Raw genomic sequence first — 15805 nt, 5'->3', positions numbered from 1 at the left:
TGGCGTTTTTTTATGCCTGCGATTTCGCCAGGCCTGGCGAAGTCGACGTACGCGGCGCCGAAGCACCGCGCACATCAATCACTCAGTGCGGTGCGCGCGGGATGGTTTTCATCAGGTCTTCAGGGCTGATGTGGCCGACCACGCTGCCCGGTTGCGGCAGGTTGAGAATGTGGCCTTTCATCTTGCCGATGATGTGCATCTCGCACGGCTTGCAATCGAACTTCAGCGTCAGCACTTCATCGCCGTGAATCAATTGCATCGGCGCAACCTTGGTACGCACGCCGGTCACGCCTTTGGCCTGTTTCGGGCACAGGTTGAAGGAGAAACGCAGGCAGTGCTTGGTGATCATCACCGGCACTTCGCCCGGCTCTTCGTGGGCTTCGTACGCAGCGTCGATCAGCTTGACGCCGTGACGATGGTAGAAGTCGCGCGCCTTCTGGTTGTAGACGTTGGCGAGGAAGGTCAGGTGCGAATCCGGGTAGACCGGCGGCGGCGTGGTTTCGGCTTTGCGGCCGCCACGCGGATGCGCGGCGACGCGGTCGGCGGTCAGTGCTTCGATCACTTCGCGGCGCAAGGACTTGAGCTGCGAGTTGGGAATGAAGAACGCTCGCGGCGCATCCAGCTTGATGTCGGTGGCGTGGTACTGGGTGGTGCCGAGTTGACCGAGCAGGTCGCGCAACTGTTCCAGCGCCTGTTCCGGCTTGTTGGCCACACCGAACGGACCGTTAAGCGTGACGCTGGCGCTGATGCCTTCCTCACTGGTCGCGGTCACTTCCAGCTGCTCTTCGCGCAGACGGGCGAACCAGCTCAGGGCCACACGACGTTCCGAAGAGGTCTTCTGCAATGCCTGCTGCCAGTTGTGATCGAGGTTGCGATTCAACGGATGGCTTGGACGCAGCTTGAACAGGCCTTCGGGCATTTCGTTGGGCTCGACGCGGTAGCGATAGCGCTTCTCGCCGTCTTCTTCGAACTCGCCTTTGGCCTCGGCGATATTGGCGCGGAAACCGACCACTTCGCGTTTGACCAGCACGTTCAGGCCGTCACCATTGGACAGCGGCTCGTGGGTGACGACCTGCATGTCACGCTTGCCGACTTTTTCCACGGTACCGACCGGCAGGCCGGTGAAGGTCGGCGAATCGAAGGCGCCGATGTCGATCTTGCGATCAGTGACGAAATAATCGGTGCTGCCACGGTGGAAGGTTTTTTCCGGATCGGGCAGGAAGAAATGCACGGTACGGCCGCTGGACGCGCGGGCCAGGTCCGGGCGGTCTTCGAGCACGTCGTCGAGGCGCTGGCGGTAATAGGCAGTGATGTTCTTCACATAGCCCATGTCCTTGTAGCGACCTTCGATCTTGAACGAACGCACGCCGGCCTCGACCAGCGCGCGGATGTTGGCGCTCTGGTTGTTGTCTTTCATCGACAGCAAGTGTTTTTCGTAAGCGATCACGCCACCCTTTTCATCTTTGAGGGTGTACGGCAAGCGGCAGGCCTGGGAGCAGTCGCCACGGTTGGCGCTGCGGCCGGTTTGCGCGTGGGAGATATTGCACTGGCCGGAGAAGGCCACGCACAACGCGCCGTGGATGAAAAACTCGATGGCAGCATCGGTTTCATCGGCGATGGCGCGGATTTCTTTCAGGTTCAGTTCACGGGCCAATACCAGCTGCGAGAAACCGGCCTGATCGAGGAATTTGGCTCGCTCGAGGGTGCGGATGTCGGTCTGGGTCGAGGCGTGCAGCTCGATCGGCGGAATGTCCAGCTCCATCACGCCCAGGTCCTGGACGATCAGCGCATCGACACCGGCGTCATACAACTGATGGATCAGCTTGCGCGCCGGCTCCAGTTCGTTGTCGTGCAGGATGGTGTTGATGGTGGTGAAGATGCGCGCGTGGTAACGGCGGGCGAATTCGACCAGCTCAGCGATTTCGCTGACTTCGTTGCACGCATTGTGGCGCGCACCGAAGCTCGGGCCGCCGATGTACACGGCGTCGGCGCCATGCAGGATGGCCTCGCGGGCGATGGCGACATCGCGGGCAGGGCTGAGCAATTCCAGGTGATGCTTGGGCAAGGACATAGTTTTTTTAGTCAGGCGGTCACGGGCAAGGGGCGCATTCTACCCGTGAAACGCGCGGCGGGCACGTATGCGCTGCCCGATGGTGGCTGGCGATCGGGTCAGTTCGGTTGGCGGTTGTGTTGAATGTTCCGGCCCCTTCGCGGGCAAGCCCGCTCCCACAGGGTTTTTTCGCGGTGTACTCGGAATCCCGGCTACACACAAACCATTGTAGGAGTGAGCCTGCTCGCGATTGCGCCCGGTCAGTCAAGGCATCTTTGCCTGACACACTGCTATCGCGAGCAGGCTCACTCCTACAGGGGGTTGTGTCATTCCAGAATAATGGAAATGACGCTGTGCAATTTCAATCAGCCCTTGGCCGCCATCGCCGTCACTTCCACGCGCATCCCTTCAACCGCCAGCGACGCAACGCCCACCGCCGCCCGTACCGGCCAAGGCTTGGCGAAGTAGCGTTTGTACACTTCATTGAATGCAGCGCGATCAGCCATGTCGGTGAGGTAGATGGTCAGATGCAGCACCCGGTCCATCGAACTGCCCGCACGTTCCAGCGCGACTTTCAGCGCTTGCAACGTGCACTCGCTTTGCTCGGTAATGCCGCCGAGTTCCAGGCTGCCATCGGCGCGGGTGGGGATCTGCGTCGAGACCATGATCCCGCCGAACGTGGCGACGTCGGAAGAAATCGAGTCGCTGTCCGGATCGGGCGTGAAGGTAATGTCTTGATTGGCCATGGGCATCTCTTGTTCGAGTGAATGAAGATCGCGCCAGTTTACAGATTCCCTGCGGCCATGCCCGCGCGTGTTCAGACTGGCAAAGTCGCTTCTTCCGCCGCGATGGCCGCTACCACACTGGGCCGCGCGCCAATGCGCTGCATATATGTGGCCAGAGCTGGCCACTCTGCGATGTCGATATCAAACGTCGGTAACCAGGTCAGCACCGTGAACAGATAGGCGTCGGCAACGCCAAAGCTGCTCATCAGATAGTCCTTACAATCCAAATGAAGATTCAGGTAATCAAGCCGTTTGAACAATTTCTGTCGAAAAATTGCTTTGACCGGTTCCGGGATTTCCGCGCTGAACATTGGTGCGCTGGCGCCGTGAATCTCCGAGCTGATGAAGTTCAGATGCTCCTGCAGTCGCGTGCGCTCCCACGTACCGGCGGCCGGAGCCAAGGCGTTTTCGGGGACTTGATCTGCGAGAAACTGCAGGATCGCCGGACCTTCAGTGAGCACTTCGCCGTTATCCAGTTGCAGCGCAGCCACGTAGCCTTTCGGATTGATCTCGCGCAAATCACGGCCGTCAGCCGTGCGCTTGGTCTGGTTGTTGACGCGGATCAGCTCGAACGGCAAGCCGAGTTCGCGCAGAACGATGTGCGGTGAAAGCGAACAGGTCATCGGTGCAAAGTAGAGTTTCATGGCGCGTCCCCGGAAGTTTGAGGCGCCACGATCCTCTGCGGGCGAAACTTCCGCAAAGGTCATTTGCAGTGCTAGCGTATGACAAATTCTCATGCGCTTTTCTGATCTTATGACTTCCAGACTTCCTTCCCTCAATGGTTTGCGTGCATTCGAAGCGGCCGCGCGGCATATGAGTTTTACCTTGGCCGCCACTGAGTTGAATGTCACGCAGACAGCAATCAGTCACCAGATCAGACGCCTCGAAGCCGAGTTGGGCGTCGCATTGTTCCTGCGTCTCAAGGATGGCCTGGCGCTCAGCGAAGAAGGCTACGCCTACCTGCCGGGCGTGCGTTCGGCCTTTCAAGCGTTGCGCCATTCGACGCAACAGTTGTTCGAGTCGCGCGGGTCCAGTGTGTTGACCGTCAGCACGCTGGTCTCGGTTGCGTCGAAATGGCTATTGCCGCGACTTCCGGCATTTCAGCAGGCGTTTCCGGACATCGATGTGCGCATCAGCGCCACAACCGACCTGGTGGATTTCCGCCGAGGAGGTATCGATGCGGCGATTCGCTACGGGCGGGGCGAATGGAAAGGTCTGCGCGCGGACTTTCTCATGGCGGATAAGGTGTTTCCTGTGTGCAGTCCAGCAGTGGCGACGACATTGCACACACCGCAAGATCTGGCCAGTCACACCCTTGTACAAGTCAGTGGTGTCACCGCTAAAGACTGGCAGGCCTGGCTCAGCGCCGCAGGCCAGCCTGCGCAGTTGGCCGATGGCGCGAAGCTGACCTTCGATCTGGCGATGATGGCGGTGCAGGCGGCAATTGACGGGCAGGGCGGGTGCATCGGGCGTTCGACTTACGTGAACGACGATCTGCGTGCAGGACGATTGGTCGCACCGTTCGACCTGCGCCTGCAGGATGATCTGGGTTTCTATCTGGTTACGCCCCATGAAACCGCTGACTCGCCAAAGATCAGCGCTTTCAGACAGTGGCTTGTGGCTGTAGCCCGCGACACGTTTGTATAAGCGTGTATCAACCCTCAGCGGATACACACGACAACACCAAACCGGGCTTTCGAGACACATCCGCCTTACATGCCGGGCCCAAAGTAGCCCTCACACCAACACTACGTTTGAGAGGGCACCACCATGTACCGTCCACTGTTTCTGGCTTCTGCCGTTGTCGTCGCCTCCCTGACCGGCTTCGCTCATGCAGCGGATGCGCCGGCGAAGAGCTGGCAGAAAGGTCTGAGCCGCACCGATCTGGTTCGCCAGGATCTCGGCGCTGACAATCGCGAGGTGATTCAGGCGCGTATCGATTTCGACGCTGGCGTCAGCGCGCCTCGGCATGCGCACCCCGGCGTCGAGGTCGCCTACGTCATCAGCGGCACGTTCGAGTATCAGCTTGAAGGGCAGGCGCCGGTGACTCTCAAGGCCGGCGATTCGTTGTTCATTCCGGCGGGCGTGGCGCATGTGGCGAAAAACATTGGCAGCGACAAGGGCGTAGAACTGGCGACTTATATCGTGCCCAAGGGCGAGCCCCTGCTGATCCTCAAGCCATGATGCGCAATTCCGCTACTTCGAGCGCGGCTTGGTCATCGCGCGCTTGATGCGCATCCAGTCCTGATAGGCCGCCGTTCGTTTCGCGTCGGTCAGAGCCTTGGCTTCACTGAAACGGGCCCAGGCGTCAGGATTGTCCGTGTCGTCCTCGATGATTCTGTAAGCCGCTTCTTCCAGCAGATCGGCCTCGCGGAACATCGCGACGTTTTCCGCCATCTCGTCGTCCCAGGAGCGGCCGAAACCCAATTTCAATGTGTGCTCTGTCATTTCACGTGATCCTCCTCCCAGACCAGAGGCACTGATTCTCGCCATTGCACCTCGGTCACGCCAAAGCGTTCCGCCATCGGTTTGGAAAAACGTTTCAACGGAGGCCGACCGGGGCGGGGAATGGGCGCGATACCCGCGTCACAACTTGCCCACTGCCACGCTTCGGCATTGTTCATGTTTTTTGTGCGAATGACGAATGACCTGGGCTTTCCGTGAAGCAGGTAATCGATCACGTACAAATCCGCTCCGCTCATACATTTCCTCCGGCTGCTTAAGAAGAGGGATATCTGGCGAAATGAATAATTCAGAGAAATTGACGCGAGCGTGATGACCGGCTGATTACGCGTCTCGAAGACTGTACGCCTCGCTGAGACTGTACAAGTTCGGCCGGCATTCCGATCGTTTTGCGGGGTATTCAGACAGGAACGCGCCCGCTACGACGCGTTATTCAGTGGGACTTTCAGGAGTAAATGCACGAGCAGACAAAGTCCGCATGAACCTCGGTATCTTCTACTGCCGTGATCAAACCCGAATGCAAGGCTTCTTCAGGATTGATGATGCGCGGAGCTGCGGTCAGATATTTCTCTGTCTCCAACGCGTTTTTCCCGTGACTCGTACGTTCGGCGACGATCTGCGCGTAGAGGTGCAAGTCGTAATCCAGGCTCATGGCGTATTCCGACATGCGCGAGTGATCGACTGAACCTTGCAGGTGCCAATGGAATGGGTGAAAGAGAAACTTGCTGTGAGTACAGGCGGTGCGGCGCTGGCCGGCGAGGAAGACGATATTGCCCATTGATTCGACCGTTCCCAGATTGTGCGTATGCACCGGAATGGGCAGGGCCAGCAGGAAGTTGTACATGGTGAAGCCGTAACTGCACTCACCGCCCATGGTGGCGATGTTGACGATGAGTCGGGGGGCATCTTCCTTTACGGCGAGCGAGGCTTTATCGATCAGTTGGCCGCAAGTCGAGGCATTGATCGGGCCGGTGAAGTTGATGACGTGAACAGGCATGGCGATTCCCTCGGCTGGTCAGGACTCCTAAGCAATAGCTGTGATTTCGCTGGAATGAAAGTGTGCAGGGGAGCCAGGCTCCCCTGCACCCGGCGCATCAACTGTTGCGCCCGCCACCATGGCTGTTTTGACCACCTTTCTGTCCGGCTTCAGAAGCCTTTTCCCGATCATTGGCAAAATTGCCGCCACTGCCCTGGCCGCCCTTGCTGCCGGCTTCGGACGCTCTGTCCCGATCGTTCGCAAAGTTGCCGCCGCTGTTCTGGCCGCCTTTGCTGCCGATTTCCTGATAGAACTCTTTGTCGTGCGAAGCCGAAGTGGCTTCACCACCTTTTTTACCTGCTTCATTAACCGACATGCTGCCTTGTTGTTTATCCTGTGCCATTTCAAACTTCCTCATTTCTCTGTACAGGCACTTGCGAATCAAAGATGCACACACTGCGTGCCGTCGTTGTCCGCAAAGTACTCATATAGTTTACTGATGTCGTTTGCTTTGGTTGGTCTGGCTTGTCTTATAACTACAAGTTTGACCCTTGTGCTAAGAAGAGCGCTCATAAGTTGGCGTTGCATCAGGTGTCCGGGAGTTTTCAGAGTTTACTGTCAATTCCCGGCGCTCATAACATTCCTGCTGAACGCGCTCCCTGTGCCTCGGACTTATTTGCTGTCGTTCAACACAAGGTGACACCGGTGGAATATCCGACTTCGTCACGTGCGAACTGCGCGCTGCTTCGGGATACACTTCCGCTCCCTTGTTTCGTTGCACTTCGCCTCGTGCGAAATCTGTTGCCATGCTCATGATTGCGCTCCATCAGCCGATTTCAAAGGGCAGCGAGGCTGCCCTTGTACCGCTTACTCAGGATTTGCGACCGCCACCGTGGCTGTTCTGCCCGCCTTTGCGGCCAGCCTCGGATGCTTTTTCACGATCATTGGCGAAGTTGCCGCCGGACGACTGACCGCCTTTCTTGCCGGCTTCAGATGCCTTTTCACGATCGTTTGCGAAGTTACCTGGATTTTTATTTCCTGTGGTCATGATAGCTCTCCGATATCAATTAACGTTTCGCTAGTTATGTCCGTTGTCGCACCGGACATCTACTCCGATTACGAGCCGGCGAAGAATGTTTTGAAAATTTTTACGTAGCCCGATGAACGGTAAGTTTGTGATGAAACTTATACGGTTTGTTGATTTTTCGCCGCTTCGTATAACTTTTTAAAGTATTGAGAAAGTCAGGGTTTGTTACCGTTTCGCTTTGCTTCTCAACCGTTTGTCGGCGGGAAGTTGAAGCGTGGTTCGCTCGATCTAGAGTCTCTGAAGTGTATGTCACAACTATGTCGAGGATATGAACATGACCAATCATCACAAGGAGCAACCATTCGCTGAGGATCCGCAAAAAATCAAGGAGGCCGGCAAGAAGGGCGGAACTTCAGTCAATGTGAAAGTCGACCGGGCGGAGAAAGCGCGCGTCGGTGGGCAACACAGTCATGGCGGTGCGCGCACGGGCAAGGGTGACTGAGGCGCTGGAAACCAACAATCGCCGTCCTCTCTGTGCCAATGCAGAGAGGACTTCTACGCTGACTCTATCTGAACCGTGGCAGCGGCCGATCCAGCGGCTTGAGCGTCGACAGCGTGTCGCGGATCAGCGGTGCATCTTTTTCGATGTCATGCAGACGATCGCGAATGCGCAGTGCTGTCGGGTGTCCGCCTTGATGATCGACCCAGTCGGCGATCTCTTTGCAGGCGGCTGTGAGGCGCGCCTGGCGGGCGTCGAGCAGGGTGAGGAGGGTGGTGATGGACTCTTTTTCTGACATGGAACACCTCCGTTCAATGAAACGGCTGAGTTGCAACAAAAAGCCCGCGTGTCGCGAACCTTCAGATCAACTATAGAAGCCCTGAGCAATCGTGCAAAAAATACCCAACTCAGCTCGTCGGCGAAGCTCCTGTAGGAGTGAGCCTGCTCGCGATAGCGGACTGTCAGTTTATGAAGATGTCGACTGACACACCGCTATCGCGAGCAGGCTCACTCCCACAGGGGGTTACGTTTTGCTGCGAATCAGGACGCCTCGGTCACTTCGCACATGCGTTCGAGAAACATCGCCAATGCCACTTCCTCGGCGCGCAGGCCTTTGCGTATCCGCGGGCGGGGCAGTTCGGCGAGGGCGCCGAGCATGAAATGTTCCACCACGGCGGGGTGGATGTAGCACTTGCGGCACACTGCCGGTGTGTTGCCCAACTGTTTGGCCACATTCTTCACGGCTTCGACCACATGGCGCTTGGCTTCGGTTTCCGATTCATGCTGCAACTCGCGCAGCACCGACAAGGCCAGGGCGCTGCCCGCCCAGGTGCGGTAATCCTTGGCGGTGAACGCCGCGCCGGTGAGCTTTTGCAGATAGGCGTTGACGTCGGAAGAGGTAACGGTATGCCGCTCGCCGTGTTCATCGAGATACTGAAACAGGTTCTGCCCGGGGATCTCCAGGCAGCGCTTGATGATTCGCGCCAGGCGACGGTCCTTGACGGTGATCTGGTGCTCGATGCCGCTCTTGCCACGGAACTGGAAAAGGATCGCGCTGCCGTTGACCTCGACATGCCGACTGCGCAACGTAGTTAAACCATAGGAGCGGTTGTCCCGCGCATATTGGGTATTGCCGACGCGGATCAGCGTGGCGTCGAGCAAGGTAATCACCGTGGCCATTACCTTGTCGCGGCTGAAACCCGGCTCATCGAGCAGCGCCTCGAGCTTGCGCCGCAGTTTTGGCAAGGCCAGGCCGAACTCGCGCAGACGTGAATATTTGTCGGCGTCACGCACTTCTCGCCAGCGTGCGTGGTAACGGTACTGCTTGCGCCCGCGAGCATCGCGCCCGGTGGCTTGCAAATGGCCGCAGGGGTCGGCGCAGATCCACACATCGGTGTAGGCCGGTGGCACCGCGAGGGCATTGATGCGTTTGATTTCGTCCGGGTCGGTGATGCGCTGCCCCGACGGTTCGAAATAAACGAACTTGCCGCGCAGTTTTTTCCGGGTGATACCAGGCTGAGTGTCATCGACGTAATGCAGATCGGCAGGCAGAGCATCTGTCAGCACGGTATCGGGCATGGCGGTTTCCTTCGGTCATACGGCAGTCTGTAACTGGATTGACCGCAGGCGCTGGCCGTCGTGCCGAATGATTTACGCGAGCACCGCCACCGCCTTGATCTGCGCCCACAGCCGCTGGCCCGGATGCACGCCCAATTGATCACGAGAAAAGCGGGTGATCCGCGCCAGCAGCGGCGTACCTCCTGCGTCCAGGCGGATCAGCACATGGGCACTATTGTCAGCCGCCTGTTCACTGAACACCGTAACCGGCAGACGATTGAGAATGCTGCTGGCGGCATCGTTGTGCAGCGCCAGACTGATGTCGCGCGCGTGCACCTTGCAGCGCAAGGCCTGGCCCACGGCCATCGGCGCATGGGTGACGCGAATGTTCATTTCAGTAGCAGGGAGTTGCAGGCTAAGCAATTGATAAGTGGAGTCGTAGGCGCTGACCTGGCCTTCGATGATCACGCCTGCGTCATCGCCCATGGCCAAGGGCAGGTCCAGACGCGCCAAGGTCTCGCCGATCGGGCCGCTGGCGAGGGCTTTGCCATCGCTGAGCAACACCAGATGATCAGCCAGTCGTGCGACTTCATCCTGCGCATGGCTGACGTACAGCAGCGGAATATCCAGTTCGTCGTGCAGGCGTTGCAGGTACGGGAGGATTTCGCTTTTGCGCCGGCTGTCGAGAGCCGCCAGTGGTTCGTCCATCAGCAGCAGTTTCGGGCTGGTCAGCAGAGCGCGGGCGATGCCGACGCGCTGCCGCTCGCCACCGGACAAATGCTCCGGATGACGCTCGAGCAAATGGCCGATGCCGAGTAGTTCGGTGGCCTGGTTCATGTCGACCCGGCGTTGCGACCTGGCGATGCGATTGCGGCCAAACTGCAGATTGGCCAGCACCGACAGATGCGGGAACAGGCTGGCTTCCTGAAACACGTAGCCGAGCGCACGTTTATGCGGGGGTACGAAAATGCCCTTGGCGCTGTCCTGCCAGACCTCGTCATTGATCTGTACGAAACCTTGTTCCGCACGCTCCAGCCCGGCGATGCAGCGCAGGCAGGTGGTTTTGCCGGAGCCGGAATCGCCAAACAGCGCAGTGACGCCGCGGCCCGGCACTTGCAGATCGATATCCAGTTGGAACCCCGGATAAGTGCGTTGCAGACGTACATCAATCATCGATCAGCTCCAGCCTGCGCGGGTCTTGCGGCTGGAATACAGCGCCAGCAACACCAGAAACGAGAACACCAGCATCGCCCCGGACAGCCAGTGCGCCTGGGCATATTCCAGTGCTTCGACGTGGTCGTAGATCTGCACCGAGACCACCCGGGTCTTGTCGGGAATGTTGCCGCCGATCATCAGCACCACGCCGAATTCACCGACCGTGTGGGCGAAGCCGAGGATCGCTGCAGTGATGAAACCGGGGCGCGCCAGTGGCAGGATCACGCTGAAGAACGTATCCCAGGGATTGGCGCGCAACGTCGCGGCGACTTCCAGCGGACGCGTGCCGATCGCTGAAAAAGCGTTTTGCAGAGGTTGCACCACGAACGGCAGGGAGTAGATCACCGAGCCGATGACCAGACCGGTGAAGCTGAACGTCAGCGTGCCCAGCCCCAGCCATTGAGTGAACTGGCCGAGAAAACCGTGCGGCCCCAGCGCCAGCAACAGATAAAAGCCAATCACCGTCGGCGGCAACACCAGCGGCAGGGCGACGATAGCGCCGATCGGCCCGCGCAACCATGACGATGTGCGCGAAAGCCATAACGCGATTGGTGTGCCGATCACCAGCAGGATCACGGTGGTCAGCGACGCCAGTTTCAGGGTCAGCCAGATCGCGGCGAAATCGGCACTGGTCAGCGACATTTACAGTTGATACCCGTAGGACTTGATCACCGCAGCGGCTTTCGGGCCCTTGAGGTAATCGACCAGGGCCTTGGCGGCGGCGCTGTCCTTGCCTTTGTTCAAGATCACTGCATCCTGTCTGATCGGATCATGCAGGGTGGCCGGGACAATCCATGCCGAACCGCTGCTGACTTTGCCGTCCTTGTAGATTTGCGACAGAGCGACGAAGCCCAGTTCGGCGTTGCCGGTAGAGACGAACTGGTAGGCCTGAGTGATGTTCTGGCCTTCGACGATTTTTGCTTCGGTAGCGTCGGTCAGTTTGAGTTTTTCCAGCACTTGGGTGGCGGCGAGACCGTATGGCGCGGCTTTTGGATTAGCAATCGCGAGGTGCCGGTATCGGTTGGTTTTCAACACTTCGCCCTGCGCATCTACGTAGTCTTCTTTGGCTGACCACAGCGCCAGCGTGCCGATGGCGTAGGTGAAACGCGACCCTTTGACGGTTTCGCCTTCCTGCTCGAGTTTTGCCGGAGTCGTATCGTCGGCGGCGAGGAACACCTGGAAGGGCGCGCCGTTCTTGATCTGGGTGTAGAACTGGCCGGTCGCGCCGTAAGCAGCAACCAGTTTGTGGCCGGTGTCTTTTTCGAACTCTGCAGCGATAGCCTGGATCGGCGCGGTGAAATTGGCAGCGACCGCCACCTGTACTTCGTCAGCCTGCACGGCGCCGATGCTGAAAAAAGCGAGAAATGAAGCGAGGCAGGCAGGAGCGAAGCGCGTGGCAGCCTGGGTCATGTAAATAACTCCGTGATCGGCGGGTTAGTGCTCTGGTGGTGATAACGCCGATACGCGGGCGCAATCGCTGTATACGGAAATATATAGCGAGACGTCGCCCAGTGGCGAGCGAAGAAATCCGCTCGCCGGATAAATTCAGTGACGGTTGAGCTTTGCCAATGCTCCCTCGGCCAGTTGCCGGGTCAGCTCAGCGCTGCCGATATCCTTGCCCAGCGTCAACGCCTGACCGGCCCAGAGATTGGCAAAGTCGGCGTCATCCTTGGCCCGCAGCGGCATCAGCGCACCTCCGGCCAACGGGAAGGCCGGCGCCTGCGCTGACATCGGGCCGAGTTCGCGCATCGCCCGATTGACAATACCCCGCGCTGGACGCCCGGTGAAAATGTTGGTGATGGCGGTCTCGCTTTCCCTCGCGCTGCGCAAGGCCTTGTGGTGCGAGGCGCTGACTTTCGCTTCCGCGGCGAACAGATACACCGTGCCGACTTGCACTGCCGAGGCGCCGAGCATGAAAGCTGCGGCAACGCCCCGGGCATCGCTGATCGCGCCAGCCGCAATCACCGGCACTTTCACCGCGTCGACCACCTGTGGCACCAGCGCGAAAGTGCCCACCTGGGTGCTCAGATCATCGCTGAGAAACATCCCGCGATGGCCGCCCGCCTCATAGCCCATAGCGATGATCGCATCGCAGCCATGCTGCTCGAGCCAGATCGCTTCCTCGACCGTGGTCGCAGACGAAAGGATTTTCGCCCCGGTGGCCTTGACCCGATCGAGCAGGTTTTTTTCCGGCAGCCCGAAATGAAAACTCACCACCTCGGGTCGGAATTCCTCGAGCACTGCACATGCGGCTTCGTCGAATGGAGCTCGGTTGGAAACCGGTGTCGGCGCGTCGAAATCTGCACCCAGTTCGCGGTAGTAAGGTTCGAGCAGATTTTTCCAGTCACGGGCTCGCTGCTCATCAGGCGCTGGTGGCTGATGGCAGAAGAAATTGACGTTGAACGGTTTGGTAGTGTGCTGGCGAATTGTTTTCAGTTCTTCACGCAGTTGGTCGATGCTGAGCATCGCTGCCGGCATTGAACCGAGGCCACCGGCATTGCACACGGCAATCACCATCGAAGAATTGGTTGCGCCGGCCATCGGGCCCTGGATGATCGGCAGTTCGATACCGAGAAGATCAACGATGCGGGTGTCTGGCCATTGGCTCATATAGCAATTCTCCGAACGATGAAACGGGCAGGAACGGCACCCGGTTTTAGCAGGAGAACCGGATGCGGGGCCAGTCTGAAATTCTGAACATCATGTGCAGTTTTTCAGCGTCGGTGCAATCCGCCGCCCCCGCCAAACGAGCGGTTCATCATTTGTGAAGAATGGTTGAAGTTGTGCGTGCGCTGGTTGCCGAAATTGCGCGCGGCGGATTCGCGGTTGAGATTCTGCAGTTGGGCATTGTTGTTCGCGGCTCGGGTTCGGTTGACACCGCTGCCGGCCACGGACTGCCAGCCGTTGTCGGTTTTCTTGTAAACGTTGCCGTCGCGCCCGGCATAAACGTTATCGCCGACCCGCGCGGCGCCGCCATTGCGTCCGTGGACGCCGCCGTATTGCGTGGTGTTTCCGGTATTGGGGTTGTAAGCGGTACCGCGATTTGCGGTGACATGCGTCCCGCTGCGGACGTTGCCAGCGGTGACCCGTTCGCCGGCGATGGCGCTGCCGTTCGGGCCGACTGCTACGCCACTGCGTCCGGCGGCGTAGTTGCCGGTGTAGGCGTTGTGCACCGCGCCACGTTGCCCGGCGGCGGCAATGCCGGTGCGCGAGTTGTAAGAGGCGCCGACCTGGCCGGCCCAGCGATTGCCGGTCCAGGCGTTGTAGCCGGCGCCGTAACGGTTGACGGTCGCGCGATCACCCCACTGGTGATAAATGTTGCCGGTGGTTCCGGCCCAGCCACCCGGGCCCCACGCCACGGCGCCGCCGCGATAACCGTAAGCCGCGCCGCCCCAGGCCAGGGGCGCCGGGTACAGACGCGGACCCCACGCATAGCCCCAGCCGTAATTGCCCCACCACGGATACGCGCCCCAACCCCAGCCCATGGCGATCGTGCTGCCGCCCCAGCTCCAGCCGAAACCGAAGCCGAAGGTCCAGCCAGTCCAGGGTGTGTAGCGAATCGCGACGCCGAAACCATAAGTCACCGGTGGCCCGTACCAGGCGCTGCCGACCCACGGTGTGTACGGATAACCGGTGCCGTACACCACGACACCGCTCGCCGGATCTATATTCGAGCCTTGATAGCCCGGCGTGTAGCCGACGACTACGGTATCGCCGCTGGACTCGTAAACCTTGACGTACGTGAGGTAGTGCATCGGCGAGCTGGGCGGAATCGAATAAATCACCGCTGGCACCGAAGTGGCCACGCTCCAGGGGCCGTTCACCGCGGTGGCGCTGAACCAGATGCCGTTCTCCACGGCCCACCAACTGTCGTTGTCGACGCGAATGATCGGTGTGGCGCTGTTGATCACGTATTGCAGTGGCGTATTGGCGATCGGTTTGAGCTGCGGCTCGCCGTCAAATTGCGGCGCTGTCATCGTCACCGCGCTTTTCTTGATCGCCGAGGTCTGCGGGATCGTCGCGGCAATCGCGGCCTCCTGAGCCTGTGGTGTACCGGCGACCGAAGCCTTGACGTTCTCTTTGGCGCTGTCGTCAGGAATGTTGGCGAAGTCGGCTGGCAGTTTGTCTGCCGGGACGAAGGTCCATGGCCCGTTCATGTCGCTGGCGCGAAACCAGCGCCCGGAGATCAGCACGTAACTGTTCTGATCGCCGATTTCCTTGAAGATGTGTCCGGTGGTGTTGCTCACGTACAACAGGCTGGTGCCCTGAATCGGCTGCCATTGCGCGGCGCCGTCGGTAACCAGCAGTTCGGTTGGCGTGGTGGCGATGAAGATTTTCGGTTGCGGCGGCTTGGCCAGGCTGGGAATCTTGTCCTTCGGATCGCTTTGCCCGGTGAGCAGGTCTACCTGGCGACTGTTGATGGCGGCCTGTTTGGCTTTTCCCAGATTGGCCGGTGGCGCAGCGAGGCGGGCGTAGTCGCCGTCCAACTGATCCGCGACCATCCAGCCGTCGAATACATGCAGGTAGTGTTTGCCTTGTGCGTCCTTGAGCAGCAATGGGCGCGTGTTGATCACCCGTTGCAGGTCAGTGCCTTCTACCGGTCGATAAGCCGCCTCGCCGTCGATGTACACGAGGATTGCCGGGCTGTCGGAGCTGATGATGGTCGGTGGCGTGTTCTCCAGAGGTGCACCGTCGGCTTTCTGTTCGGCGTTGAGCACGCCGACCGCTGCTTCCAGTTGATCCAGTGAAATGGTTTTCTTGCGGCTCTGGGCATCTTTTTTCAGGATGGCGAGCCACGCGTCGGCCTGTTTCGCATCGGCGGGGAAGTCGGCCTTGATGATCTGGTACTGATCGAGCGCAACCCAGCGGGTGGCCTTGTCGACAAGGGTGTGAGCACTGAACTGGACGATGCCGTAGGTGGATTTGCCATCGGCGGCGGTGGCTTCGACCGCCGCCCGGGCATTGAGGGTATAGCCGTCCCAGCTGTCGAGCTGCGGCTGATACACCGTCAGTTTGCTCTTGCCGCTGCTGATCACCTGCGGCCAGGTCGGCTCGCTTGGCGCCGCGTCAGTTTTTGCCCCAGCGGTGGCTGCCCAGGCATTGCCAGACGCCAGCAGACAGAACATCAGCAATAAGCAAAAAGCGCGCAGGCAAGGCATCGTCAGCTCCATCGACAGACAGGTCTGCAAGGCCAGACCGGAAAAACACAACCGTCGAAAAAGCATAGCCGCCC

The 15805-nt window shown here is 59.4% G+C and carries 18 protein-coding genes; 3 read left to right on the top strand and 15 right to left on the bottom strand.

Annotated elements, in window-relative coordinates; translation table 11 throughout:
- Nucleotides 1–82: 82 nt before the first annotated feature.
- The 3 genes from GXB78_RS25945 to gstA all read right to left on the bottom strand — a co-directional run bounded on the left by GXB78_RS25945 (nucleotide 83) and on the right by gstA (nucleotide 3479).
- Entirely contained in the window at nucleotides 83–2071 is a 1989-nt protein-coding gene (locus GXB78_RS25945) for a peptidase U32 family protein (protein WP_329517563.1), read from the bottom strand.
- 344 nt (nucleotides 2072–2415) lie between these two features.
- Complete coding sequence (locus GXB78_RS25940; protein ID WP_329517562.1) at nucleotides 2416–2796, bottom strand: RidA family protein; 381 nt, start codon at nucleotides 2794–2796, stop codon at nucleotides 2416–2418.
- Between the two features lie 71 nt (nucleotides 2797–2867).
- Nucleotides 2868–3479, bottom strand: coding sequence for a glutathione transferase GstA (gstA, locus tag GXB78_RS25935; protein ID WP_329517561.1), 612 nt, complete (start codon nucleotides 3477–3479; stop codon nucleotides 2868–2870).
- Between the two features lie 109 nt (nucleotides 3480–3588).
- Between gstA and GXB78_RS25930 the strand changes: the two genes are divergently transcribed.
- Nucleotides 3589–4482 carry a transcriptional regulator GcvA gene (locus GXB78_RS25930; RefSeq protein ID WP_329517560.1) on the top strand — a complete coding sequence of 298 codons (894 nt, stop codon included), beginning with the start codon at nucleotides 3589–3591 and terminating at the stop codon, nucleotides 4480–4482.
- A gap of 123 nt (nucleotides 4483–4605) precedes the next feature.
- Nucleotides 4606–5019 carry a cupin domain-containing protein gene (locus tag GXB78_RS25925; RefSeq protein WP_329517559.1) on the top strand — a complete coding sequence of 138 codons (414 nt, stop codon included), beginning with the start codon at nucleotides 4606–4608 and terminating at the stop codon, nucleotides 5017–5019.
- Nucleotides 5020–5031: 12 nt separating this feature from the next.
- Here the strand turns inward: GXB78_RS25925 and GXB78_RS25920 are convergent, their stop codons facing one another.
- From GXB78_RS25920 to GXB78_RS25900, 5 genes are all read right to left on the bottom strand, one after another.
- Nucleotides 5032–5283 carry a hypothetical protein gene (locus GXB78_RS25920; RefSeq protein ID WP_329517558.1) on the bottom strand — a complete coding sequence of 84 codons (252 nt, stop codon included), beginning with the start codon at nucleotides 5281–5283 and terminating at the stop codon, nucleotides 5032–5034.
- Nucleotides 5280–5537, bottom strand: a complete 258-nt coding sequence (locus tag GXB78_RS25915; protein ID WP_042606839.1) for a DUF6555 family protein — start codon at nucleotides 5535–5537, stop codon at nucleotides 5280–5282. Before GXB78_RS25915 ends, GXB78_RS25920 begins: the two co-directional genes overlap by 4 nt.
- Before the next feature lie 206 nt (nucleotides 5538–5743).
- Entirely contained in the window at nucleotides 5744–6295 is a 552-nt protein-coding gene (locus tag GXB78_RS25910; protein ID WP_329517557.1) for an ATP-dependent Clp protease proteolytic subunit, read from the bottom strand.
- Between the two features lie 97 nt (nucleotides 6296–6392).
- Complete coding sequence (locus GXB78_RS25905) at nucleotides 6393–6677, bottom strand: con-10 family general stress protein (RefSeq protein ID WP_253502332.1); 285 nt, start codon at nucleotides 6675–6677, stop codon at nucleotides 6393–6395.
- 468 nt (nucleotides 6678–7145) lie between these two features.
- On the bottom strand, nucleotides 7146–7322 hold the full coding sequence (locus GXB78_RS25900) for a con-10 family general stress protein (RefSeq protein WP_016774938.1): 177 nt from the start codon (nucleotides 7320–7322) through the stop codon (nucleotides 7146–7148).
- A 313-nt stretch (nucleotides 7323–7635) separates the two neighbouring features.
- Between GXB78_RS25900 and GXB78_RS25895 the strand changes: the two genes are divergently transcribed.
- Nucleotides 7636–7803, top strand: coding sequence for a con-10 family general stress protein (locus tag GXB78_RS25895; protein WP_329517556.1), 168 nt, complete (start codon nucleotides 7636–7638; stop codon nucleotides 7801–7803).
- A gap of 64 nt (nucleotides 7804–7867) precedes the next feature.
- Here the strand turns inward: GXB78_RS25895 and GXB78_RS25890 are convergent, their stop codons facing one another.
- The 7 genes from GXB78_RS25890 to GXB78_RS25860 form a co-directional block, all read right to left on the bottom strand.
- Entirely contained in the window at nucleotides 7868–8098 is a 231-nt protein-coding gene (locus tag GXB78_RS25890; protein WP_329517555.1) for a hypothetical protein, read from the bottom strand.
- 242 nt (nucleotides 8099–8340) lie between these two features.
- A complete protein-coding gene (locus tag GXB78_RS25885) occupies nucleotides 8341–9378 on the bottom strand; it encodes a DNA topoisomerase IB (RefSeq protein ID WP_329517554.1) in 1038 nt (345 codons plus the stop codon).
- Nucleotides 9379–9450: 72 nt separating this feature from the next.
- On the bottom strand, nucleotides 9451–10530 hold the full coding sequence (modC, locus tag GXB78_RS25880) for a molybdenum ABC transporter ATP-binding protein (protein WP_329517553.1): 1080 nt from the start codon (nucleotides 10528–10530) through the stop codon (nucleotides 9451–9453).
- Nucleotides 10531–10533: 3 nt separating this feature from the next.
- Nucleotides 10534–11214 (bottom strand): molybdate ABC transporter permease subunit, encoded by a 681-nt coding sequence (modB, locus tag GXB78_RS25875; RefSeq protein ID WP_065616245.1) that lies wholly within the window; start codon nucleotides 11212–11214, stop codon nucleotides 10534–10536.
- Nucleotides 11215–11982 carry a molybdate ABC transporter substrate-binding protein gene (modA, locus tag GXB78_RS25870; RefSeq protein WP_329517552.1) on the bottom strand — a complete coding sequence of 256 codons (768 nt, stop codon included), beginning with the start codon at nucleotides 11980–11982 and terminating at the stop codon, nucleotides 11215–11217. It lies immediately after the preceding gene.
- Nucleotides 11983–12117: 135 nt separating this feature from the next.
- Nucleotides 12118–13182, bottom strand: coding sequence for an NAD(P)H-dependent flavin oxidoreductase (locus tag GXB78_RS25865; RefSeq protein ID WP_329517551.1), 1065 nt, complete (start codon nucleotides 13180–13182; stop codon nucleotides 12118–12120).
- Nucleotides 13183–13286: 104 nt separating this feature from the next.
- Complete coding sequence (locus tag GXB78_RS25860; RefSeq protein ID WP_329517594.1) at nucleotides 13287–15731, bottom strand: autotransporter; 2445 nt, start codon at nucleotides 15729–15731, stop codon at nucleotides 13287–13289.
- Between the last annotated feature and the right edge of the window lie 74 nt (nucleotides 15732–15805).

Origin of the sequence: Pseudomonas moraviensis subsp. stanleyae (assembly GCF_036283065.1) — a bacterium.
Taxonomy (GTDB): Bacteria; Pseudomonadota; Gammaproteobacteria; order Pseudomonadales; family Pseudomonadaceae; genus Aquipseudomonas; species Aquipseudomonas stanleyae.
This window is presented reverse-complemented; position numbering and strand designations above follow the sequence as displayed.

Coding starts and splice junctions, on each gene's coding strand:
- GXB78_RS25945 (WP_329517563.1), bottom strand. CDS start 2,071: ATGTCCTTGCCCAAGCATCACCTGGAATTGCTCAGCCCTGCCCGCGAT.
- GXB78_RS25940 (WP_329517562.1), bottom strand. CDS start 2,796: ATGGCCAATCAAGACATTACCTTCACGCCCGATCCGGACAGCGACTCG.
- gstA (WP_329517561.1), bottom strand. CDS start 3,479: ATGAAACTCTACTTTGCACCGATGACCTGTTCGCTTTCACCGCACATC.
- GXB78_RS25930 (WP_329517560.1), top strand. CDS start 3,589: ATGACTTCCAGACTTCCTTCCCTCAATGGTTTGCGTGCATTCGAAGCG.
- GXB78_RS25925 (WP_329517559.1), top strand. CDS start 4,606: ATGTACCGTCCACTGTTTCTGGCTTCTGCCGTTGTCGTCGCCTCCCTG.
- GXB78_RS25920 (WP_329517558.1), bottom strand. CDS start 5,283: ATGACAGAGCACACATTGAAATTGGGTTTCGGCCGCTCCTGGGACGAC.
- GXB78_RS25915 (WP_042606839.1), bottom strand. CDS start 5,537: ATGAGCGGAGCGGATTTGTACGTGATCGATTACCTGCTTCACGGAAAG.
- GXB78_RS25910 (WP_329517557.1), bottom strand. CDS start 6,295: ATGCCTGTTCACGTCATCAACTTCACCGGCCCGATCAATGCCTCGACT.
- GXB78_RS25905 (WP_253502332.1), bottom strand. CDS start 6,677: ATGGCACAGGATAAACAACAAGGCAGCATGTCGGTTAATGAAGCAGGT.
- GXB78_RS25900 (WP_016774938.1), bottom strand. CDS start 7,322: ATGACCACAGGAAATAAAAATCCAGGTAACTTCGCAAACGATCGTGAA.
- GXB78_RS25895 (WP_329517556.1), top strand. CDS start 7,636: ATGACCAATCATCACAAGGAGCAACCATTCGCTGAGGATCCGCAAAAA.
- GXB78_RS25890 (WP_329517555.1), bottom strand. CDS start 8,098: ATGTCAGAAAAAGAGTCCATCACCACCCTCCTCACCCTGCTCGACGCC.
- GXB78_RS25885 (WP_329517554.1), bottom strand. CDS start 9,378: ATGCCCGATACCGTGCTGACAGATGCTCTGCCTGCCGATCTGCATTAC.
- modC (WP_329517553.1), bottom strand. CDS start 10,530: ATGATTGATGTACGTCTGCAACGCACTTATCCGGGGTTCCAACTGGAT.
- modB (WP_065616245.1), bottom strand. CDS start 11,214: ATGTCGCTGACCAGTGCCGATTTCGCCGCGATCTGGCTGACCCTGAAA.
- modA (WP_329517552.1), bottom strand. CDS start 11,982: ATGACCCAGGCTGCCACGCGCTTCGCTCCTGCCTGCCTCGCTTCATTT.
- GXB78_RS25865 (WP_329517551.1), bottom strand. CDS start 13,182: ATGAGCCAATGGCCAGACACCCGCATCGTTGATCTTCTCGGTATCGAA.
- GXB78_RS25860 (WP_329517594.1), bottom strand. CDS start 15,731: ATGCCTTGCCTGCGCGCTTTTTGCTTATTGCTGATGTTCTGTCTGCTG.